Annotated in this window: 18 protein-coding genes; 14 read left to right on the forward strand and 4 right to left on the reverse strand. The window is 53.8% G+C overall.

The genetic code is table 11. The annotated features are described in order from the left end of the window. Positions 1–100: 100 nt before the first annotated feature. The 7 genes from dnaA (at position 101) to rsmG (ending at position 5,302) form a co-directional block, all read left to right on the forward strand. The gene (gene dnaA / locus MWL89_RS00005) at positions 101–1,720 is read left to right on the forward strand and encodes a chromosomal replication initiator protein DnaA (protein WP_244387432.1); all 1,620 of its coding nucleotides are present in this window, start codon (positions 101–103) and stop codon (positions 1,718–1,720) included. Between the two features lie 524 nt (positions 1,721–2,244). After that, positions 2,245–2,379, forward strand: a complete 135-nt coding sequence (rpmH, locus tag MWL89_RS00010; protein WP_102380352.1) for a 50S ribosomal protein L34 — start codon at positions 2,245–2,247, stop codon at positions 2,377–2,379. 12 nt (positions 2,380–2,391) lie between these two features. Then, positions 2,392–2,733, forward strand: a complete 342-nt coding sequence (rnpA, locus tag MWL89_RS00015) for a ribonuclease P protein component (protein WP_244387433.1) — start codon at positions 2,392–2,394, stop codon at positions 2,731–2,733. Between the two features lie 9 nt (positions 2,734–2,742). After that, the gene (yidD, locus tag MWL89_RS00020) at positions 2,743–2,985 is read left to right on the forward strand and encodes a membrane protein insertion efficiency factor YidD (protein WP_244387434.1); all 243 of its coding nucleotides are present in this window, start codon (positions 2,743–2,745) and stop codon (positions 2,983–2,985) included. A gap of 48 nt (positions 2,986–3,033) precedes the next feature. Further along, positions 3,034–3,822 carry a YidC/Oxa1 family membrane protein insertase gene (locus MWL89_RS00025; protein WP_102380353.1) on the forward strand — a complete coding sequence of 263 codons (789 nt, stop codon included), beginning with the start codon at positions 3,034–3,036 and terminating at the stop codon, positions 3,820–3,822. Positions 3,823–3,891: 69 nt separating this feature from the next. Then, the gene (locus MWL89_RS00030) at positions 3,892–4,470 is read left to right on the forward strand and encodes a Jag family protein (protein WP_102380354.1); all 579 of its coding nucleotides are present in this window, start codon (positions 3,892–3,894) and stop codon (positions 4,468–4,470) included. A 124-nt stretch (positions 4,471–4,594) separates the two neighbouring features. After that, positions 4,595–5,302 carry a 16S rRNA (guanine(527)-N(7))-methyltransferase RsmG gene (gene rsmG / locus MWL89_RS00035; protein ID WP_244387436.1) on the forward strand — a complete coding sequence of 236 codons (708 nt, stop codon included), beginning with the start codon at positions 4,595–4,597 and terminating at the stop codon, positions 5,300–5,302. Positions 5,303–5,370: 68 nt separating this feature from the next. Here rsmG and MWL89_RS00040 read toward each other — a convergent pair whose 3' ends face one another. Further along, positions 5,371–5,856 carry an endonuclease domain-containing protein gene (locus tag MWL89_RS00040; protein WP_341801927.1) on the reverse strand — a complete coding sequence of 162 codons (486 nt, stop codon included), beginning with the start codon at positions 5,854–5,856 and terminating at the stop codon, positions 5,371–5,373. A 181-nt stretch (positions 5,857–6,037) separates the two neighbouring features. Here MWL89_RS00040 and MWL89_RS00045 point away from each other — a divergent pair, with 181 nt between their 5' ends. Both MWL89_RS00045 and MWL89_RS00050 read left to right on the forward strand, forming a co-directional pair. Further along, complete coding sequence (locus tag MWL89_RS00045) at positions 6,038–7,027, forward strand: ParA family protein (protein WP_425226277.1); 990 nt, start codon at positions 6,038–6,040, stop codon at positions 7,025–7,027. Beyond that, entirely contained in the window at positions 7,020–8,159 is a 1,140-nt protein-coding gene (locus MWL89_RS00050; protein WP_244387439.1) for a ParB/RepB/Spo0J family partition protein, read from the forward strand. Before MWL89_RS00045 ends, MWL89_RS00050 begins: the two co-directional genes overlap by 8 nt. A 65-nt stretch (positions 8,160–8,224) precedes the next feature. On the opposite strand, the gene rlmN is transcribed toward MWL89_RS00050, so the two are convergent. Beyond that, positions 8,225–9,259 (reverse strand): dual-specificity RNA methyltransferase RlmN, encoded by a 1,035-nt coding sequence (gene rlmN, locus MWL89_RS00055; RefSeq protein WP_244387440.1) that lies wholly within the window; start codon positions 9,257–9,259, stop codon positions 8,225–8,227. Between the two features lie 248 nt (positions 9,260–9,507). Between rlmN and MWL89_RS00060 the strand changes: the two genes are divergently transcribed. Next, positions 9,508–10,449: a D-alanine--D-alanine ligase family protein gene (locus tag MWL89_RS00060; RefSeq protein WP_244387441.1), complete on the forward strand. Its 942-nt coding sequence runs from the start codon at positions 9,508–9,510 to the stop codon at positions 10,447–10,449. Between the two features lie 179 nt (positions 10,450–10,628). Here MWL89_RS00060 and MWL89_RS00065 read toward each other — a convergent pair whose 3' ends face one another. Then, complete coding sequence (locus tag MWL89_RS00065; protein ID WP_244387443.1) at positions 10,629–11,273, reverse strand: hypothetical protein; 645 nt, start codon at positions 11,271–11,273, stop codon at positions 10,629–10,631. A gap of 113 nt (positions 11,274–11,386) precedes the next feature. On the opposite strand from MWL89_RS00065, the gene MWL89_RS00070 reads away from it, so the two are divergent. From MWL89_RS00070 to MWL89_RS00085, 4 genes are all read left to right on the forward strand, one after another. Continuing rightward, positions 11,387–14,626, forward strand: a complete 3,240-nt coding sequence (locus MWL89_RS00070) for a helicase C-terminal domain-containing protein (protein WP_244387445.1) — start codon at positions 11,387–11,389, stop codon at positions 14,624–14,626. Between the two features lie 59 nt (positions 14,627–14,685). After that, positions 14,686–15,966, forward strand: coding sequence for a hypothetical protein (locus tag MWL89_RS00075; RefSeq protein WP_244387447.1), 1,281 nt, complete (start codon positions 14,686–14,688; stop codon positions 15,964–15,966). A 62-nt stretch (positions 15,967–16,028) separates the two neighbouring features. Then, positions 16,029–19,160 (forward strand): zinc-binding metallopeptidase family protein, encoded by a 3,132-nt coding sequence (locus MWL89_RS00080; protein WP_244387449.1) that lies wholly within the window; start codon positions 16,029–16,031, stop codon positions 19,158–19,160. Positions 19,161–19,331: 171 nt separating this feature from the next. After that, on the forward strand, positions 19,332–19,481 hold the full coding sequence (locus MWL89_RS00085; RefSeq protein ID WP_180326546.1) for a DUF5679 domain-containing protein: 150 nt from the start codon (positions 19,332–19,334) through the stop codon (positions 19,479–19,481). Between the two features lie 155 nt (positions 19,482–19,636). On the opposite strand, the gene MWL89_RS00090 is transcribed toward MWL89_RS00085, so the two are convergent. After that, complete coding sequence (locus MWL89_RS00090) at positions 19,637–21,154, reverse strand: GNAT family N-acetyltransferase (protein ID WP_341801928.1); 1,518 nt, start codon at positions 21,152–21,154, stop codon at positions 19,637–19,639. Between the last annotated feature and the right edge of the window lie 106 nt (positions 21,155–21,260).

Here is a 21,260-nt window from a genome sequence, read left to right on the forward strand (position 1 = left end):
GAGGCGACTTTGAACCATCCCGCCATCGACGAACAACGGGCGGGGTGCGTATCACGTAGAATGGCAGATCGACTCCGAACCGACGACTAGGATGTATGGCATGGACAGCGAAATGCTCGAAAAAGCTTGGGAAGAGGTTTGCAGCCAGGTTAAAGGCTACAACAACATCGACCCCACTCAGATCAACGCGTTTTTTTCACGGCTGCATCCTCAGGCGATGAGCGAGGGGTTCCTCATGCTCACCGCAGACAACGATTTCATCAAAACGTGGATCGAGCGCCATTACGTCGAAGTCATCAAACAAGCGCTCAACGATCTGTACCAGATTCCCTATACCGTTGTCATCGAAGTCGACGTAACCGCAGCTCAACCTAATGTGCAGGCACCAACCGCTGCGTCCGCTCAACAACCCGCGCAGGTTTCCCATCCCACAGCCAACGCCGCTGCACCGCAGCTGGCAGCCGACGCCACAGCCGCTGCCGCTGCCACGGCGCAGATCACCCCGCCTGCAGCCCAACCCCTTTCTGCCAATACGGTTGTATCGTCGGCCTCGGCCGTACCGGAAGTCGAGCCGTTCGGTTCGTCATCCAACCAGGTGTACCCTGACCCCATCCGTGACGATCGAAGCCCGTACGCCACGAGCGCGGATGTGGACGAGATGGGAAAACCCACTTCGAGCCTCACTTTCGAGAACTTCGTCATCGGGGATTCGAACCGAATGGCCTACTCAATGGCTGTAGCCGTTGCCGAAATGCCAGGTAAAGCCCATCTCAACCCCCTTTTCATCTACGGGAAGAGCGGTTTGGGGAAAACCCACCTGATGAGAGCCATACAGAACTACATCATCGAAACGCTGCCCCACCTCACTACCATCTATGTAGATTCAGCTGAGCTATTGAGCGACTACATGGAGGCGTCGGCGGCGCATGACAAGGAAAAATCGAGCTACAAGAACTTCAAAACCCGCTACGAAGATGCCGATGTACTGCTTATCGACGACGTTCAGTACCTGCAGGGCAAGAAACAAACGCTCGATATCGTGTTCCAGATATTCAACAAGCTGACAAGCCAAGGAAAGCAGGTCGTTCTTTCAGCCGACCGAGCACCGAAGAACATCGATATCGATGAACGCTACAAAAGCCGCTTCAACTCGGGGGGCACCTTCGACATCCAACCTCCTGAGATAGAAACAAAACTTGGAATAGTAAAAAGTTTCGTCGAAGAATACAAGTTAAACGAGGGAATTCACGAACTGAGCATCCCCGACGACATACAGCTCTACATCGCCGAAAGCTCGAGCTCGAACATCCGCGAGTTGAAAAGCGCCGTCACCAAGGTCATATACCAGATGACCTTCTTCAATCAGCCGGATTTGAGTCTCGACGATGTGCGCCATCTGCTTGAGAGTCATTTTTCAGGCGGTCCTTCGAAAAGGCTCACGATCGCCGACATTCAGAAGGAAGTGGAGAACTTCTACAAGATAAGCCACGCCGAACTCATCGGCAAAAAAAGGACGCGCAACATCATCTATGCACGTCAAATAGGTATATATTTGTGCAGACAGATGCTCGACCTGCCTTTCAACGACATCGGCAAGCAATTCAACCGCGACCACAGCACGGTAATGTACTCGGTCACCAACGTCGAAGAGAAGATGAAGGAAAGCAGGGAGCTGCGCGAAGAGCTCGAGGCCCTCAAACAGCTGATCCGGGAAATCTAGTCTCAAACCCAGCAGCCAGCGCTCGGATTCCCATACGAGGGTCTGCTCGTTTCGTCAGGTTGGAGATCAAACCCGGTCGGAGTGATCGGCGCTGCTCAGTTTGTGGCTCGGCAATGACTCAAAAGTAGTTAAAAACCCCTTGATCAATTGGGAATGATAATCAAAGCGATAAAAATTGTTGATGTCAGATACCGCTTCTCAACAATGGGTATCTAAAGATTTCATTCCATTGAACAGGTGTTTCGGTATTTATCAACAATTCCACTGTCCTTATTATTACAACTATTCAAAACATTTAGATATTTAGAAGAACCGAGAAAAATAAAGGAATGTGCAAATCGAAAATCTAGATGTAGAGCCTCAACCATGGAGATGTACAACATAGAGGCTGCCTTCGCATCTTCATGCCACCCGATAACGCAAGCGAAATGTTCTATGCAGAATTACCTGCGTAAACTCCTTGACTTTAGCTCTCGTCGGTATATACTTTGGAAGTTACTCTTGAACCATGAAGGGATTGTGAAATGAAGCGCACTTATCAGCCTAACACTCGTAAGCGTGCGAAGTGCCACGGTTTCCGTGCACGTATGTCGACAAAAGGTGGTCGTGCCGTATTGTCTGCTCGCCGCGCAAAAGGACGTAAACGCATCTGCGTGTAAAGATAGGTATTCGTGTTGGAAACCATTAAGTCCAGCACCGAAGTCTCGTATGTTTTTACGCACGGAAGGCGTTTAAATACTCCTTTTGTTACATTTATTGTGTTACAACACGAAAAGCAACACGGCCAGATGGGTCGTGTTGCTTTTGTTGCAGGTAAAAAGCTCGGGAATGCGGTTTGGAGAAACAGGGCGAAACGCCGTATGCGTGCGTTATGCCGCGATCTTGGGGGGCCATGGCCCAACTGCGACGTGATATTTCTCGCACGCCGTCAAACTACCCAGGCTAGTTATAGTAAAGTTCTTGATGCATGCGAGAAGATCCTTGGCGGTACCGGTTTTCAGACCTCTCAATAAGGCTGTGAGATGGATAAGATAGTACCATTTATAAAGAAAATACCGTGCACTGTCGCGGTTTTCCTTATTACGTTCTATCAAGCCGCCATCTCTCCCCTCTTCCCCTCATGCTGCCGTTTCGAACCAACTTGTTCTCAATATGGAATAATCGCTTTTCGCCGATACGGATTTATCAAAGGTTTTAAGCTCACTGCTAAGAGAATATTACGCTGTCGTCCGGGAGGCCCTCACGGTTACGATCCCGTGCCGTAAACATGCCTGTTCAGAGGCCTCTTTGGTATATAGGAAGGAATGCTGAGTATGTGGGATGCAATTAAAGATGGAATGTTTTGGATTGTAGAGTTCTTCTATAACCTGCTTGGGGGTGAAGCGGGCGGCGGTGACTGGGGTATGGCTATCATCATCGTCACGGTCATATTCCGTATTATCATATCCCCGTTGATGCATAAGCAGACGAAATCGTCCTTCCAAATGCAGAAGGTGCAACCTCTTATGCAAGAGATCCAGCGTAAGTTCGCTGACGATCCGGTGCGGCAGCAAGAGGAGATGCAGAAACTTTACGCTGAAGCCAAGTTCAACCCCATCGCCGGTTGCCTGCCGATGCTGCTGCAAATGCCTATCTTCATCGCCTTGTTCCAAGTGCTGCAGGAAATGGGAACCCGCACCCATGGTTCTACCTACGAGTTTTACAATCTGGTGCCCAGCCTGATCACTACGCCGTCCCAGGCATTCGCTGAAGGTATCGGAGCGTTTATCCCTTACGTCATTCTCATGATCATCTTCGCGGGCGCTACGTTTTTGCCCATGGTTCTTCAGCAGCGCAACAACGAGGGAGCTCAGAAGAAGCAGATGCTCATCATGAGCGGCGTAATGAGCATCTTTATGCTCTGGATCAGCTGGAACTCCCCTGCCGGCGTTCTCTTGTTCTGGGGTACCTCTTCTCTTATCGGCGTTGCCCAGCAGCAGATTTCGATGGCCATCATGCGAAAGAAGGATGCTGAAGCCGAGGAGAGCATTGAAGTGAAGCCGATCGAAGTGGATGTGACTCGGAAAGTAAAGAAACCCCGTCCGACTAAAAAGGGCAAATAAACTCTGAAGACCGCATCCCGCTGGATGTTGGCTGTATAAACGTGCTTGTATCGACTAAGGAGCATAGATATGTCGGAAGAGACGAACAACGAAGTCGAGTTTGAGGAAGATGTCGAAGGGATCGAAGAGGAGTCCGTCGAGGAAGTGAACGGATCCGACGAGAGCGGAGTCCCTGAACTGAGCGACGAGGAGCTTGATGAGGTAGCTGATACTGCTATCTCCATTCTCCAGGACATTCTGAAGTATTTCAATGTAGGTGAAGTGACTATCGATGAGTACGAAGGTGATGAGGGAGAGCTAATTCTCGATATCACCGGCGACGATCTTGCTGTGTTGATAGGGCGTCATGGTAAAACCCTCGATTCGTTGCAGTTCCTCGTTTCAGCGGTAACCGTGCGAAAAATGGGTTTCAGATATCCTGTTGTCGTTGATGTCGAGGGATATAAGAGTAGACAGCGCCAGAAACTCGAGTCTATCGCGCGTTCGGCGGCGAACCGTGCAGCCGGTCAGAACCGCAGTATCAAGTTGCGTCCCATGACACCGTATGAGCGCCGTATCGTGCATATCACCCTTAGAGACGACGATCGCGTAGAGACGGCGTCCGAAGGTGAGGGTAGTGCGAGGCATGTAGTGGTTGTTCCCCAGTAGCGGTTGTTTTTTACTGAACAAGGGTGTTTCATGTGAGGTGTTTCACGTGAAACACCCTTTTCTTTTGCCTTGAACTATGAAACCATGCTTTCTATAGTCGAAATATGATGTATCAGGAGTTGAGATGATCGAAGATACCACTTGGGCAGAAAAAACCGCTCAAGCGTTAGGGATAAGCGTCGACCGAATGAATTTGATAGAATCGTATTTGCTGCATGTCATTGAAGCGAACAAAACAACTAACCTAACGAGAATAGAAACCCTGGAATCAGGAAGAATGCTTCACCTTGAGGATTCTCTTTCTGGATTAAAAGAGTTTAATAAAGCGCCAGAAGGACTATACGGAGATTTAGGCACCGGTGGCGGCTTTCCTGGCGTTCCGCTCTCTATCGCAACAGGACGAACCGTTCTGCTTGTGGATTCGGTAAAAAAGAAAGTCGCCATTCTTGAAGATATTGTACGTGAAATGGGATTAAGCAAGCAGATGAGCACGTATGGTGGAAGAATCGAAGATCTTGCTACTGAGAAGAAAGCGAGTTTTTCGGTATTGACTGCCCGTGCATTGAGTTCTCTTTCATCATTATTGGAATTGTCAAGCCCTCTTCTTGTCCAAGGGGGTCAACTAATATGCTATAAGGCAAACGTCGAAGACGAGGAGATTGACCACGTAGAAGAACTCAAAGGCTTATTAGCGATGCGTCTTGTGAGCGATAGATCATTCACGCTCAGTGATGGAGTGACCCCTCGTCGTATTCTTGTTTTTGAAAAAAAGGGATATCCAAGTATTAAATTGCCTCGACGGGTGGGGATGGCGCAAAAGAGACCTTTGTAGTTTGTTTCACGTGAAACAATGCTGTTGGCTACATGTGAGTCACTGAGGATGTTTCACGTGAAACATCCTCAGTGTTTGCTTTTGAGTTTAGCTATGGGAATATTGATGATATCGTTTCTCCTTTTCGTAACCTCGAGATGTATGGTTTCGCATACGGCTTCAAAATCATTTGATATTTCATAATTTGAGAATCTCAATTCTTTGATTTCAAGCAGCTCCAAGTATCTTGTTCTATAGGTATCCTTGATTCTCCCTTTTTCCTCATAATGTTGAGATCCGTCGAGTTCGATACTCATACGTACTTTGTTGCAGAAAAAGTCTACGATGTACGGGCCGATAACTTTCTGCTGTCTGAAAGGGACTGAATACGAGCAAAGGAATCGGTACCACAGTTTTCTTTCTGCCGGTGTGGCATTGCATCGAAGCTGATATGCGAATGAAGCTAAAGCATTTTTTCTTGGAAGACCCATTTGTATCACCCCAGAAAATGTTATCAGATAAGCCTTTCCAGATTGTCTTTTAAACCTTACGTATACAGGAGGTAAATCACACATAACCGTGAATCGGTATTGAATTGTTAAAGAGGCAAGTGGGGCAATGTTTCACGTGAAACACCTTTTGATATAAATACGATGCATGATTGTTTCACGTGAAACATAGGTAAAGGTCTCATAACCGTCCCATATGTTCCCATTTGCGCTATACTGATGCAGATTATCCATGAAAGGGGGAGCTGTGGGCTTATTTGATGGTCTGAAACGTGAAAAAAAGGCAGCAGAGACTATCGCGTCGGATGATATGGATATATCATCCGAAATTTCCTCTGATAACGAGGTTGCAGAAATCGATATTGAAGATGTTGAAGTGGTAGAACGCGATGTTTCACGTGAAACAATCGAAGAGGTCGCTCCGAAACATCTGAAATCTTATAAAGAGAAAGACCCTGTGAAACACGTGATAGGTCAAACTAAAGTACTTGCCATCATTAACCAAAAAGGGGGAGTGGGTAAATCCACAACTGCCATCAACCTTTCGGCCGCGCTTGGTGAAATGGGAAAACAGGTACTTCTGATCGATTTGGATCCGCAAGGAAATTCATCGAGCGGTCTCGGTATAGAGAAAAGCCAGGTTGAGCATTGCGTCTATGACGTCCTTCTCAACCAGACGCCTGTCGAAGACGTAATAATTCCCGATATATGCGAGGGTCTTGATGTTATTCCAGCAACCATTAACTTAGCTGGAGCCGAAGTGGAGTTGGTTTCGGAGATGGCCCGGGAAAATAGACTCAAGGATGCCGTCGGCTCATTGAGGGGAAAGTATGATTTCATCTTCATTGATTGCCCCCCATCTCTCGGCCTTCTTACCGTCAATGCTCTTGTAGCTGCAGATAAGCTTCTTATTCCGATTCAATGCGAGTTCTATGCCCTTGAAGGTGTGACAAAACTCCTTGATTCAATGAAACGTGTCAAAGGTCTCCTTAATCCGAGCCTTGATATTTATGGAGTCCTTCTTACTATGTACGATGGAAGAACAACGCTTTCCCGTCAAGTTGTCGATGAGGTGCGTTCGTATTTCGGGAAAACAGTGTTTGAGACTCTTATTCCCCGTACGGTAAAGCTATCTGAGGCTCCGAGCTATGGTCTGCCGATCACCCAGTACGATCCGACCGGCAAAGGCGCCCAATCGTATATTGATCTTGCAAAGGAAGTGATACTCCGTGGCTAAACAGAATAAGAGCGGTCTTGGTCGCGGCCTGAATTCTCTTTTGAGTGGAAGTATGGAAGAAGCAATCCCCGCAGAAGCCGTACCGTCGAAACAGAGAACGATGGTCACGGTTGACGAGGAGCTCCCCACGCCGGCTCCTACGCAAAAACCAGCACAGAAGCCGACGCCTGCAAAACAACCTCTATCCGAAAGGCAGATAGTTAAAGAATCTGAACCTGTGGCTGAGAAAGTCCAGGACACGGCTGCTCCCGAGAAGTCGCAGCCGTATCTGGAAGAGGAAGACCACGTTACGATAAAGAGCGTCGTTGCGCGCGAGGTGAAGGATAAAAGGGTAGACGAGGTGGAGCTCACCTCTATCGAACCGAATCCCGATCAGCCGCGCACAAACTTCAAGCAGGAGGAAATAGAGGAGCTTGCATCCTCTATCGAGAAAGACGGGTTGCTCCAACCGATACTGGTACGCTCTATGGCAAACGGCAAATATCAGATCATCGCCGGGGAACGTCGCTGGCAAGCTTGCAGGTCTCTTGGGTTGAAAACGGTTCCGATTCGCATCAAAGAAGCCGATGACGACAAAGCACTCGAACTCGCGTTGATCGAAAATATTCAGCGATCCGATCTGAACCCGATTGAGGAAGCGTACGGGTATCGTCGATTGATGGAACGTCAGAACATGACGCAATCCGAAGTCGCGCAAGCGGTTTCTAAGGGCCGTTCGACGATCGCCAATTCGTTGCGCCTCCTCGAGCTTCCCGAAGATGCGCAGCAGCTTTTGTTTGAAGAGAAGATATCGGCCGGTCATGCCCGTGCGATCTTGTCGATTCCCTCTAAGGAGGGAAGACAGAAGCTGACGGAGAAGATGGTTCAGGAAAAGATTTCGGTTCGTGAAGCCGAAACGCTGGCTCGTCTCTTCGCGGGTAAGAAGGAAAAAGGGGAGAATGCGGCGAGAATCCCCACTCCTAAGATGTTCAAATCCGTTGCGAGGGCGCTCCGCGAATCGTTCAATACCAATGTGCGCGTGAAAACCGTCCAAGGGAAGAACAAAATAGAAATTGAGTTCAAGGACGAAGAAGAACTAGAACGTTTGTTCGAAACAATGACTGCCTACAAGAAGGATCAAGCAGAGCAATAAGAAATATACGACTCAACGAAAAAAGTGACGGTCATCAGTGTCGTCACTTTTTTCGTTGTTTTCAGCTACAGAGAATTCTTTAATTGGCCGCACGCGCCGGCGATATCGGATCCGCGAGAAGCCCTTATGGTCGTTTCTACGCCCCGTTTAGCCAGTGCATCGACCCATTTCCTCATAGTGACGCTATCGGACGGCTGATACGGGCTGCTAGGGATTCGATTGATGGGAATGAGGTTGACATGGCAAAGCATGCCTTCGCAGTACTTGGATAGGTGTTTGAGGGCTTCGTCGGTGTCGTTCACGCCTTTGATCATGATGTATTCGAACGTTATCCGCCGGTTCGTCTTGTTCCTGTACTCCGTCAGCGCTCGTTTAAGCTCGGGAAGCGGCGTATTGGCCATTGCGGGCATGAGCTGGTTTCTTACGTTTTGTTGCGCAGAATGGAGCGAGATCGCCAGGGTGAATTGTTCCGGTTCATTCGAGAGCCTCTGGATACCTTTGACCATTCCGCAGGTTGAAATGGTGATATGACGTGCTCCGATATTCAGCGATTCTTTCGAATTGACGATATGCAGCGCTTCGAGGGTGTTGTCGTAATTGAGGAAAGGTTCCCCTTGGCCCATTGCAACCAAGCTGCTGGCGCGCAGCTCCATATCGGTTTGGGCGATGACTATTTGGTCGATGATTTCGCCGATTGTGAGGTTGCGGGTGAACCCCCCTTTCCCTGTCGCGCAGAACGAGCACTCCATCGGGCATCCCGCTTGCGTGGAAAAGCAAATCGAAAGTTTAGCGCTGCCGTCGGTTGAACGGCTCGGCATGGTAACCGTCTCGACGCGCGCTCCATCAGGGAATTCGATAACGTATTTACGGGTTCCATCGCTCGATACCTGGCGATTGATCATCGAGCCGGATATGAGGGGATGATCTTCGGCGAGCTGTTGCCGCAGTTCAGTTGGCAGATTAGTCATATCGTCGTACGAACGCGCGTGGTGTCCGTAGAGCCATTGGGTTAGTTGCTTGGCGCGAAACGAGGGTTGTCCGAGCTCTTTGACGAGCTCGGCAATCTCGGCGCGCGTTAATGATTTGATGTCGTGTTTCATTTGCCCATTATAGTTGTTTGTGCGATTTCGGAATATGGGATGAGAAAATGTGTTCGGGGAGTCGATTGCATTATGTTTTAACTGGTCAATCGATAGCGTGAAATAGGGGATTTGCTATACTTCATCCGTCGCAGCCAAAGGCCGATCCCGCCCTCGCGCCGCGAACGGAAAAACGAAAGAAGAATCGGCGCGCCAAAATTCGAAGCAATCGACGCTGCCGGGCGATAAAGCGAATGGAGCAGGGGTTCATGTCAGATACCTTCACACCTCAAACATGCAAGATCGCTTTGCTTGCGGGAGGTAAGAGCGGAGAACGGGAAATATCGCTTGCATCGGGTATGGGCGCCAAAACCGCACTTGAAGAGGCTGGTTTTCCCGTAAAGGTTATCGATCCTGCGAAAAAGGAGGATCTCAAAAAGCTGATCGACGGCGATTTCGACGTTGCTTTCATCTGCCTTCATGGCAAATACGGTGAAGACGGCACCATGCAGGGGTTACTTGAGATTATCGACCTTCCCTATATCGGTTCGAACGTATGGAGCAGCGCTCTTGCGATGGACAAGACTAAGGCGAAGGTGTTTTACGAGCATTCGGGGATTCGGACTCCCAGATCGATCACGCTGCGCAAGGCGGACGAGCGAAATATCGAGGAGATCGTAAAGACCGTCGGCGTTCGTTGCGTCGTGAAACCGGCAACCGAAGGCAGCGCACTGGGTGTTTTCATCGTCGAGGGCGTTCCTGATATTGAAGAGGCGATAGGCAAAGCATTCGAGATAGATAGCGAAGTGCTCGTTGAAACGTATGTTTCAGGGGATGAATTTACCGTGGCGGTTATCGGAAACGAGAATCCCGAAGCGCTGCCGGTCATTCAGATCGTGCCTTCGAACGAGTTTTACGATTTCGAATCGAAGTACGCGCCCGGGGGGTCACAGCATCTGTGCCCCGCGCCGTTGTCGGTCGCCGAGACCGATGAAGTGCAGCGTATGGCTGTAGAAGCCCATAAGGTGCTCGGTTGCCGTGGCGTTTCGCGCAGCGATTTCATCAAGGACGGCAACGGGGTGTTTTGGATCCTCGAAACGAACACCATTCCCGGTATGACGGGGACATCTTTGCTTCCCGATGCGGGTCGCGCTGCGGGAATGGAGTTTTCCGAGCTATGCACGAAGCTTGTCGAGCTTGCGCTTCGCTAGGCTAAGATAAGATAAGATAAGCTGCAGACACAATCAAATTGCCGATGCCTCCGTATACGCGGAGGCATTTTTCTTCTTTGATTCCGCACCTTTCATAATGTCATATTCCGGAATGTGAGGAAGGGGCGCGAAGTGGTGATTGAGCGGTCAAGCGCTCGAGCGGCCGAGCGCTTGGGAGACTAAAAAACGCCGCAGGAGCGAAGGCCGAATATGACGCCGGCGATAAGGGCGAGGAGAAAGACCCAGCTGAGGATGTAGCAGCCCTTGTTTCCCTTGCGACCCTGTTCGATCATCTTTTCGGAAACGCTGCGCCGTGTCTTGAGAATCGCTACGCCGGCCTGCTTCGAGGGCAAAGAGACGGTTTTCGTCGGCTTCCAGGTTCCTTTGCTTTCGACAACCTTGGCATATCCCTGCTCACCGAGATCCACTTCGGGTCTGATGCCGTCCATCATGCGCGCGGCAATGTTTCCCGTGAAACATTCGAACGCTTCGGCATCTTTCGGGTCGTAGCAAATGATCGCCGCTTCGCCCCAATATTCACCTGGTTCAGGCGATTCGCTGTACGCAATGAAAGAGAGCAGCGCCTGCATTCTGAATCCGCGCGCTTCGCACAGACTCAAATCGCGCGATGTTCCCGGCTCGAAAAAACCGACCATAGCGCCGAAGCGGTTCTTCATCCATGCGGTCCGTACTCCGTCTTCAGTAACGAATTCGATATCGAAGACATCGCCAACGAGATTATCGGCGCCGAGGAGCACGGCGGCATCCTTCTTCGATGCGGTATCGAAGCGCGCGTACGTTCCAAAGTAGGGGATGTCGGCCATGGTGGTTCTCCTCGCAATAGTTCCTCGTGATGCGGCTGATCGGTTTGTGCGATTATTTCGCGACCCGATCTTTCGGTTTGTGCGACATCATGATAGATGATAGGCTTCATTCTATGGAAAAAGAAACAGCACTGCAGACAGATACTATACAAAATCATATCGTCGAGGGAACGCCCCGAGACGTTTGCGCACGGTATGCCAACCTTGCCGCGATGGCCCGCACCGCCGACTACGGCGATCTTGATCGAGATGTTGTCGTGCTCGATACCGAGACGACGGGTTTTTCGATCAACCATGACGAATTGACCCAGATTGCCGCTGCGCGCATGAAGCACGGCGAGATAGTCGAATGGTTCGTGACCTTCGTGAATCCCGGCAAGCCCATTCCCGAAGACGTGGCGAGGCTTACCGATATACACGATGAAGACGTTGCCGATGCTCCCACTCCGGCGCAGGCACTTGCCGATTTGGTCGAATTCGTGGGAGATTCGGATATCGTCGCCCATAACGCCGAATTCGACCGCAACTTTACGACCAAGAACATGTACGGCACGCCGCTTGCGGAAAACACGTGGATCGATTCGCTCGACCTTGCCCGCATCGCTTTGCCGCGGCTCAAATCCCATCGGCTCATCGATCTTGTGCGCACATTCGATGCGCCGATTTCGACGCATCGCGCCGACGCCGACGTCGAGGCGCTCTGCGCGGTGTACCGCATACTGCTTGCGGCGATCGATGCGATGCCGCGTCCTCTCGTCAACGAGATTGCCGGCATGGCAACGGTTGAAGAGTGGCCGACCGTCAAGGTGTTCGCTCATTTCGCCGACGCCGCCACGAATTCGCCGGCAGCCGACAACTCCGCTCACGATGACGAGGGTTCATCTGAAACGGAATCGCGCGGTGCGCAAACATCGTGCGGTGAGCAAACGGGAGATGTCGAGAAGATACCGTTCTCGTTGAGGGCGATGCGCCAGGCTCGCGTGAGGTCGATCGAGCGTAAGGCTAAAACCGACGCCGATTCGATCGCGTCGGATCCGGGGAAAGCGCTTGTGTTCCCCTCTGTTGAAGAGGTCAATGAAGCGTTTTCGTCGGATGGGCTCGTCGGATCGCTTTACCCTGATTTCGAGACGAGGGAAGAACAGGTCATCATGGCCGAATCGGTGCGTCGAGCGTTTGTATCATCGACCAACCTTGCCGTCGAGGCAGGCACCGGCGTCGGCAAATCGATGGCGTATCTGCTTCCTGCGGCCCTGACGGCGAAGAAGAACAACATCGCGATCGGGGTGGCAACGAAAACCAATGCCCTGCTCGATCAGTTGATGTACAAGGAATTGCCCCTTCTGAACGAGGCGCTCAAAAAACAGGCGACCGCGCAAAGCGAGGACGAAGTTGCTTTGCCGAGCGTCATCCAGGACGGCGGCACGGCGCCTGCATGCACCAAGCCGGGTGCTGATGCGGCTGACGGCGAGCGAGGCAAAGCGACACCTGAGATGAAACCCGACGGTTCTGCATCGGAACTCGGCATTGACTACGCCGCTTTGAAGGGTTTCTCGCATTATCCGTGTTTGAGGCAGATCAACCGCATCGTGACGACCGGCCCGAAATCTCGCACTGTTGCCGGAAAGGAAGTTTTACAGGCTCCCTCGCTTGCGGGGCTTCTCTCCTTTATCGAGCAGAGCGAGTACGATGACATCGATGGCCTCAAAATCGATTACCGAGCGCTCCCGCGCTACACCATCACCACCTCGAGTACCGATTGTCTCCGACGGAAATGTCCGTTCTTCGGGGCGATGTGCTTCGTTCACGGAGCCCGCCGCCGGGCCGAATCGGCCGATATCATGGTAACCAACCATAGCCTGCTGTTTTGCGATTTGGTTGCAGACGGGGGGTTGCTTCCTCCGATTCGTTATTGGGTCGTAGACGAGGCCCACGGAGCGGAAGCCGAAGCGCGCAAGGCGTTTTCAATCAACTTGTCGGCCGAGGAGATTATGAGAACAGCCGCTCGCGTAGCCGCCGACGATGCATCGCGCAACGTGTTCATCAGAACCGAGCGCAGGTTAGGCGAAGCGCCCGATGGATCAACGTTGCTGTTCGCCCTTACAGCGAAAGCGCGGGCTGCGGGCAAGGAGTTCGAGCAGGCGGCAGGTGAGTTCACCGCTCATATGAAAGATCTGCTGTACTTCGATCCGAGCAGCAAGAGCAAAGGCTACGAGTTCGTGGAGCTGTGGATTAACGATCAAATCCGCAACAGCGACACGTTTGCAACGCTCTGCTCGTACGGCAAGATTTTTTCTGACAAGGCGGAGAAGCTCGTAAAAGCATGTCAGGACATCGTCGCCTATCTCGAGGATCTCGACAGCGCGGCGGAGTTGCAGCGAGAGATTGCTTCGACGGCCATCGCGCTCAAGGAAATGATCAACGCCGCCGATACGATTCTCGTTGTTGCCCCACAGACCTACGCTTATGCGGCCTCGCTTTCGAAAAAGAACGATCGGGTTGCCGAAACGCTGCAGGCGCTGCTCATCGATGTGGGCGATAAGATGAACGAGACATTGTATGCGAACACCCATTCGGTGGTCTTTGCTTCGGCGACCATGACGGTCGACGGCAAATTCTCGGCGTTCGAGCAGGCACTCGGCCTTAATCGAACAGAATTCTCCCAAACTTCGATGCGCGAGTTGCCTTCGAGTTACAACTTTGATGAGCAGATGACGGTATACGTCGTCGAAGACATGCCCGAGCCGAATGCATCGGGTTATCTCGAGGCCCTGCAGGATCTGCTCATCGGCATCCACCGTGCGCAGCACGGTTCGATGCTCACCCTTTTCACGAACCGCAAAGAGATGGAACGCTGCTTCGATGTGGTATATCCCGTTCTCAAAGCGGACGATCTGAGGCTCGTCTGCCAGAAATGGGGCGTCTCGGTCAAGGGCCTGCGCGACGATTTCCTCGTCGACGAGCACCTATCGCTCTTCGCTCTGAAAAGCTTCTGGGAAGGATTCGACGCGCCGGGCGCGACGCTCAAGGGCGTCGTCATTCCCAAACTGCCGTTTTCCAAACCGACCGATCCGCTTTCATGCGAGCGAGCCGATCGCGACTCCCATGCGTGGAGCCATTACGTGCTGCCCGCTGCAGTGCTTGAGATCAAGCAGGCGGCAGGGCGCCTTATTCGCAAATCAACCGATTCGGGATCGCTCATCCTCGCCGACAAGCGATTGATAACCAAGGGGTACGGAAAGGCGTTTCTCAATTCGCTTCCCAGCAAAACGATCAAGGTATGCACGACCGCCGAAGTGGTCGCATGCATCGCTCGGGAAGCGGCTCGGTCCGACGGCGCGCCTTTCGCAGAATAGCAGCCGATTCTGTGTCGTGATCCGTCCGCTGCGGGGTAATACCGTACAATAGGCAAACCATGAGTCGCAAGAACAAGCATACGAAGCTTTCGCACGCCGCGCATATCAAGCGGCATACCGAGGGAACCTCCAACGAGCTGTCTTTCAGCGTGCTCGATGCTGCGAAAAACGCAGCCGATGCGGAAGAGGGGCGCGATTCGAAGGTGAAGATGCCGCGTTTCGGCGGTGTCCCGTTGTTCACCTTGCCGGGGAAAAAGAAGCCTCACACGACCCCGCAGAAAGAAGAGGCGCTGCCTCTTTCGAGCAAGGGTCCCGTCGGAATGCCCTCGCAGCTTTCGACTCCTGCGACCATCGTTCCCGAAACACCGAAGAAGCAATACGAGCCGCCTGTCGATGAGATAGCCCGAAGGAAAACGCGCCGTCGTTTGCGCAACGGGTTGGCCGTCGCTGTGGTCGCCGTAGCCCTTGTCGGGCTCGCAGGGGCGGGCGCTTCGTTTCTGTACAAGGAATATACTGCCTACAACGAGCGGGTGTCGTATCTTGAGACCTCCCTTTCCGATCTGACGCAAGCCTACGACATCATCATGGAGATGGATGCCATCGTTGCGGGGGAGATGACCGACGAAAACGCGGCGAAGGTAACCGAGGTGGAAGACAAACTTGCCGAGGCGACGGCACTGCTCGACGAAGCGGAGAGTTCGCTGCAGCCCGCCGAGTCGGAAGCAAACCGTGCAGAGGAGAAGGAGGCGGCGGCCAACGCCAGTGCTGCAATCTCGGCGGGTCGCGATATGATCGAACAAGGGCCGTCCATCATGGACGCCGCCGTCTCGGCCATGCAGGCGATGCAGACAATCGAAGTGGCATGGGCCGACGTGATCCAGGCCGATACGCTCGCCCGCGATGCGGCGGCGCTCATCGCCGATACGACCATGGAAAACGTCGAGGCGTCGAAGGAAAAGAGCGTCCAGGCGAGGGACCTCTTCGGCGAAGCCCTTGTTCAATTCCAGGATGCTGCCGCCGTCTACCCGAGCGCCGATCTTTCCGGGCAGATCGACTACATCGAAAAGAGAATCGCCGCCATGGAATACGCCATTGCGTCGGATGATGCGATTCTTGCTTACGATAAGGAGACGGCTGCATCTCAAAACGACGCGTACAACGCGGTGGACCAGGAGGCGGCCGAGCTCGCGCAAACATTGCCCGACAATCCATCGGAGCTGGTGAAAAGCGCATACCTGCGCGATATCGAGCAATCTGAAAAACTGTACAACGAAGCGCGCTCCATCGCATCAACCGCAGATGCATTTATTCGTGATTATTTGGGGTCAAACGGCAAATAGCGTATACTTACCTACTGTATGCCTACCTGCAAACGACCAGATGAAAAACGAAAGGCACGCGTATGCCAGAACTAATGGATCATGTTGCGTATCTGTCGCAAGAAATCGGTCCTCGTCCTGCTGGGACTGAAGAGGAGCAGCAAGCCGCCCTCTACATTACCGAGCAGATGCAAAAAGACGCCGGCCTTTCGGCTGTGATAGAGGATTTCAACAGCGCTTCGAACGCCGAGACCCCCCGCGCGATCTGCTGCGCCATAACATTCGTTATCGCGCTCGCCTCGCTCTTTTTGCCGGTTCTCGCCATTCCCGCGATGGTCCTTACCGCGCTCTCTGCGATTCTTTACGTGCTCGAGGTAGGTGGCAAGCCCATCATCTCGCGGTTCCTTGCTCGCGGCGTGAGTCAGAACGTCGTGGCCAAATACGAACCCGGCTATTCCGCCGACGCAGGCGGGGCACGCCGTCGAAAGGTCATTCTTGTAGCGCGCTACGACAGTGGAAAAGTGCAACCTGAGCTTAAAGCGCCCATTTTGGGCGTTCTGCCTTTCATCCAGTGGGCGCTGCTCGTTTCCATTGTGCTCATTCCAATCCTCCTCATTGTGAGAAACGTCTTCTTCCTCCATGCCGAAGGTGTGACGGCAATCGTCTTTTTCGTGCTCATCGGCATCGGTCTGTTCTTTACAGCGCTGCCTCTCGTCATCGCTATCGTTCACAAGTTCGCGGCGTACAACGAGGCGGCCAACGCAAACGCCGCTGGCACTGCCGTGTTGCTCGACGTTGCGCGAAGGATCGGCAGGGGTAGAGTGAGCGCCGCCGAATTGGCCGCGCGCGCCGAAGCCGACGGTACCGTTGTCCACGGGGAAGAGGCGGCCATCGCATCGGGTCTCGTTCCCGAAGGCGCACAGCTTGCGTATCAGGCAGCGCAGATGCAGCCTCCCGAGCCCGCTCCGCAAACGCCCGAAGATCGTCTTGCCTCCGCCAAGGCGGCCATTGCCGCACTCACGGGTCAGCCCGTGTCCCAAAGCGAACCCGTTCGCGATATAGCGAGCAATCTCGTGCAGGTGAAAGAAGCGCCGATCGGGCAGCCGACCGAAGAAGACATCAGGGAGCAGCGCGATGAAACCCGCGAAGCCCTTGCGGGAGTTCCTTCCGAGGGGGCTCCTTCCCAAGTTGTCGTCGAGATGCTGTCTCCTGCAGCGGGGGGGAAGGGCGAAGTGGCCGATAGCGGTGCGGCGGCGGGAACTGCCGTTGCGGCAGCCGGTACTGCGGCGGCCGCCGCGATTGCGGGCAGCGTCGTTTCTCCGGATTCTTCATCGGCTGCGGATGCCTCGGTGCCCGATTGGTTCAAGAAGGCTCAAGAAAACGCCAAGAAGCCGCGCAGCGCGCAGCCTGGCGAAATCCACCGCTCGCGCTACGCCGATGCGCTCGACGCGGCCGTTTCCGAAAGCTCGTCCCACTTCAACCAGGCGAACCGTCTTGTTGACGCCGAGACCGAAGGACGCCTCAAGCAGATGCGCGAAGGGCTTCTGGAAACCCGGACGGCACCTCCTGCGCCCGAGGCGGCGATGCAATCCGAGGCTTCCGGCAACGGCGTTGCCGTGCCGGAGCAGTTTGGCGAAAACCAGCAGGCGGACGCCGCGAACCTTTCTGCGGGATTGCCCGATGCGCCCGAGCCCTGGGTGTCGGCGCAGCCCATTCCGTTGCAGGACGCAGCGCAGCAAAGCAGCGCGGCGCCCGGATCGACCACGGCAATGCCCCCAATCGATGTGAGCGATTTACGCGCTCAGGTGGCTGGAAACGTGCCGCCTATAGCGCCCATCCCGCCCATCGAAACCGAACAAGCGAAGCCTGCGATCGTCCTTCCCGATATCGGCATGTCGGCTACCAACCTGCCACCCGTGATCGAGATGAGCAAGCAGCGCGCTCCGCTCGCCGAAGCGGAGCAATCCTCGAAGGTCGCCGCCAAGAGCTTGCTCACCATGCTGCCTACTATCGGAGCCGAGGAGATCGCCGCCGAAAAAGACGGCAAAGACCCCGCGCAAGCGCATCAAGACAAAGCGGTTTCCCCGAAGCCCGATTTAGGATTGCTGCCCTCCTTGAGCGGCGAGATTCGCAAGCCCTCAACCGATGAGGGCACGCAGGCAGCCGGGAGCGTCAGCAAAGCCGGATCGTTCGCTTCGATGGGTATGACGGGAGCATTCACGCCGGTTGGCGATGAACTGATCGAAAACGTCGATCCCGACGAGATCTACGTCGACGACGCAGACGATTCCGACTACGAGAGCGGCCTTACGGAGACGGGGGCGTTTGCCGGCCCGGGTTACGTCGAGATGCCGAAATCACGCGTACGCCGCTTCTTCGACCGGTTCGGCAAGAAAAAGAAGGAAGAGGAAGTGAGCCCGCAGGAATGGCTCGATGTGGATGAGAACTTCGAAGCGCGCAGCGTGGGCGCAGCGCGTGGCGGATGGGAGAGCTTCCAGCAGGATGATTCCTTCGATGAAACCGACGGTTACAGCGAATACGACGAGTTCGACGAAAACGCGGCGTACGGAGGCGATCGTGAAATCGACGAGTTCGACGATGACGAATTTGAAAACGGAGGCAACCGTCCGTGGCAAGGAGGAGCGTTCTCGCGCCGCCGCCTTGTCGATCAGGACGAGGCGCTCGACGAAGGAGAGACGCCTGTCGCTTCGCAGGTTTCTTCCGAAGCGCAGGTTTCCGACGAGCTGCAGCAAGTCTATCAGTTCCGGAATCCCGATGTGAACGTCGAGGTGTGGTTCGTGGCGCTCGGGTCGGAGCTTGCCGGCAACGCTGGCATGAAGGCATTTCTTGCTGAACACGGCACTGAACTGCGAGGATCGGTGATCATCAACCTCAATGCGCTCGGTGCAGGCGATTTGAGCCTCATCGAGAAAGAGGGCAAATACCGCAGGGTCTCCGCTTCTTCTCGCATGAAGCGCTACATGAAGAAAGCGAGCCAGGCGACGGGCATCGATTCGTCGACCGCATCGATCAAATGGTCCGAGAGCGCTTCGTCGGTCGCACTGCGCCATGGATTCCAGGCGATGAGCATCGTCGGTATGGACGGATCGAAGCCCGCGTACTTCGGACAGGGTGATGACGTGCTCGAGAACATCGACCCGGATACGCTGTATCGAAACTCGGATTTCGTTATGGAATTACTCAAGAATATATAGTGGACGGCAGGGCGAATCTGCTGGTATTATGCGTGCTTGCAGTATAATGGCCGCAGCAATGACCACTAGGAGCAAAGCTATATAGAGCTATATACGCGAGTGCGACCTATGCAGTCATAGATGAAAGAGGGCCCTCGGGCCCATAGGAACGAACAGAGAGGTTCAACAACCATGGCAATCGAAGCATATTGCGTGAAGTGCAAGGCGAAGAAGGAAATGCAGAATCCCGTCGAGAGCACCACGAAGAACGGCAAGCCGATCACCAAGGGCACCTGCCCCGACTGCGGCACCACCATCTGCCGTATCGGCGCTGCCAAGTAGCACTGTTTACGCATAGCTCTGTTCGATCTGATACGATAAGAACATAGCAATCGGGCGGCGATCTTCGGATCGCCGTTTTTCATTTCCCGAAAAGGCATTGCGAAAAGGCTTTGTTTTTGCGGCTGTCTCGGAGACGATCGCGGCGCACCGAAGAGCTACAGGATTTTTTCGAACACGGCCCGCTGTTTTTCGCGTTCGAGGTAGTCTTTGATGCGGATGGATCCGCATTCAAGGTAGCCGTGCTTGAGCAGCATCGTTCTCATCGGTTCGTTTGAGGGGTAGATGTCGGCGCAGATGCTTTCTTTTCCTGCTTCCCGCGCGATGCGCTCGGCTTCCCCAAGGATGAAAAATCCCACACCGCATCTTCTGGCTTCGGGAGCAACGTTCACCCAATGGAGCGCCGCATACACTGGGACATCGCCGTTCCCGTGCACTAGCCATTGGCCCTCGAGCGCGAGCTGGTAATGGGGATCGCCGTTGGTCTCGACAGCGAACATCCCGATGATCTCATCTTCATCGGCGACGACGTAGCACGTCTTGTTCTCGATGCTCTTCATAACCCGTCTCGCCGAAGGGTACTTCTTCAGCCCTTCGGCAATGCCCATCTCTTTGAGCGAGCGATGCCCGTCATTCAACAGCTGCATGATGCGTTGGTAATCATCATGCACTGCCCTGCGTGCACCGTAATAGCCGATCAGCGATGCCCGCCCTTCGAAAAGGGGAACGTCGTCGCTCGACCCGTCGTAGGGGGTGTCGCCCGCGTCGCCCGGATCCTCGCCGCGATCGGTGACGAGCACCACCATCACGATGATCATGATGACTCCGACGATGTCGACGGGAGCGACGGGCGTATGGAGCCAGACGGCGGAAATGAACGTTGCCGACACTGGCTCGATGCATCCCACCAAACCTGCGCGTACGGGTCCCGCATCGGTGATGCCCTGCAGATAGAGGATGTAGGCGGCAACGGTTCCGATCGCGGTCATGAGCGCCATAACCACCGCTACCGATTCGTTCATCGTTACCGATATGGTCCACGGCCTGACAACGATCGTGGCCACAATGCCGCCGATCAGCATCGCAAGCCCGGTGACGATCAGGCTACCCCATTTTTTCAGCACCTTGACGGGAAGCAGCGTATAGAAGGCGAGGGCTATTGCAGACATTCCGCCCCAGAAAAGAGCTTCCGGAGGAATGGCGAGCGAATCGAAGTGCCCTTTGGTGGCGATGAGGAACGTACCTGCTATGGCGAGAACCAACCCGATGAGTTCGCGCGCTTTCGGCAATCGCCGTACGCGAACGCATACGTACACCATGATGACGAGCAGCCCCAGGCGTTCGAGAACCGTTCCCGTTCCCGCGTTGGTGTACGAAATCGTCGTGAGGTAGCTCATCTGCGTCAGCAGAACGCCGAACAGCGCGAATCCTGCAATCTGGATAAGCGATGATCGGTCGCGAAATACCGCGAGAAGGCTCTTCGCGTCTTTTACGATGCAGATGACGAGGAAGATCGCTGCGGCCGAAAGCAGACGCACGCAGGTGATCCATGCGACGGGAATATCGAACCCGGAGGTGAGGAGCTGTGCGCAGGTTCCCGAGAAACCCCAGCAGATTCCACCGCCTGCCGCGCAGAGTATGCCGCGCATCACGTGGTTTGCCTGTTTCTGCCGCACCGAGCACCTCCGAAATCGCCGAATGCATCGCTGTCCGCCCTTAGTTGACCAGCGCGATGAGCGCATTGTTGCACGGGGCGCATAGTGCTGTCCATTGTTTCTCCGA

Origin of the sequence: Raoultibacter timonensis (assembly GCF_022845715.1) — a bacterium.
Taxonomy (GTDB): Bacteria; Actinomycetota; Coriobacteriia; order Coriobacteriales; family Eggerthellaceae; genus Raoultibacter; species Raoultibacter timonensis.

What these genes read in the sequence shown, in the direction of transcription:
- MWL89_RS00040 (WP_341801927.1), bottom strand. Translation starts at nt 5,856, where the DNA reads ATGTGTGATTTACCTCCTGTATACGTAAGGTTTAAAAGACAATCTGGA.
- MWL89_RS00080 (WP_244387449.1), top strand. Translation starts at nt 16,029, where the DNA reads ATGCCAGAACTAATGGATCATGTTGCGTATCTGTCGCAAGAAATCGGT.
- MWL89_RS00070 (WP_244387445.1), top strand. Translation starts at nt 11,387, where the DNA reads ATGGAAAAAGAAACAGCACTGCAGACAGATACTATACAAAATCATATC.
- rlmN (WP_244387440.1), bottom strand. Translation starts at nt 9,259, where the DNA reads ATGAAACACGACATCAAATCATTAACGCGCGCCGAGATTGCCGAGCTC.
- yidD (WP_244387434.1), top strand. Translation starts at nt 2,743, where the DNA reads ATGGATAAGATAGTACCATTTATAAAGAAAATACCGTGCACTGTCGCG.
- MWL89_RS00065 (WP_244387443.1), bottom strand. Translation starts at nt 11,273, where the DNA reads ATGGCCGACATCCCCTACTTTGGAACGTACGCGCGCTTCGATACCGCA.
- MWL89_RS00085 (WP_180326546.1), top strand. Translation starts at nt 19,332, where the DNA reads ATGGCAATCGAAGCATATTGCGTGAAGTGCAAGGCGAAGAAGGAAATG.
- MWL89_RS00030 (WP_102380354.1), top strand. Translation starts at nt 3,892, where the DNA reads ATGTCGGAAGAGACGAACAACGAAGTCGAGTTTGAGGAAGATGTCGAA.
- rsmG (WP_244387436.1), top strand. Translation starts at nt 4,595, where the DNA reads ATGATCGAAGATACCACTTGGGCAGAAAAAACCGCTCAAGCGTTAGGG.
- MWL89_RS00060 (WP_244387441.1), top strand. Translation starts at nt 9,508, where the DNA reads ATGTCAGATACCTTCACACCTCAAACATGCAAGATCGCTTTGCTTGCG.
- rpmH (WP_102380352.1), top strand. Translation starts at nt 2,245, where the DNA reads ATGAAGCGCACTTATCAGCCTAACACTCGTAAGCGTGCGAAGTGCCAC.
- MWL89_RS00025 (WP_102380353.1), top strand. Translation starts at nt 3,034, where the DNA reads ATGTGGGATGCAATTAAAGATGGAATGTTTTGGATTGTAGAGTTCTTC.
- MWL89_RS00075 (WP_244387447.1), top strand. Translation starts at nt 14,686, where the DNA reads ATGAGTCGCAAGAACAAGCATACGAAGCTTTCGCACGCCGCGCATATC.
- dnaA (WP_244387432.1), top strand. Translation starts at nt 101, where the DNA reads ATGGACAGCGAAATGCTCGAAAAAGCTTGGGAAGAGGTTTGCAGCCAG.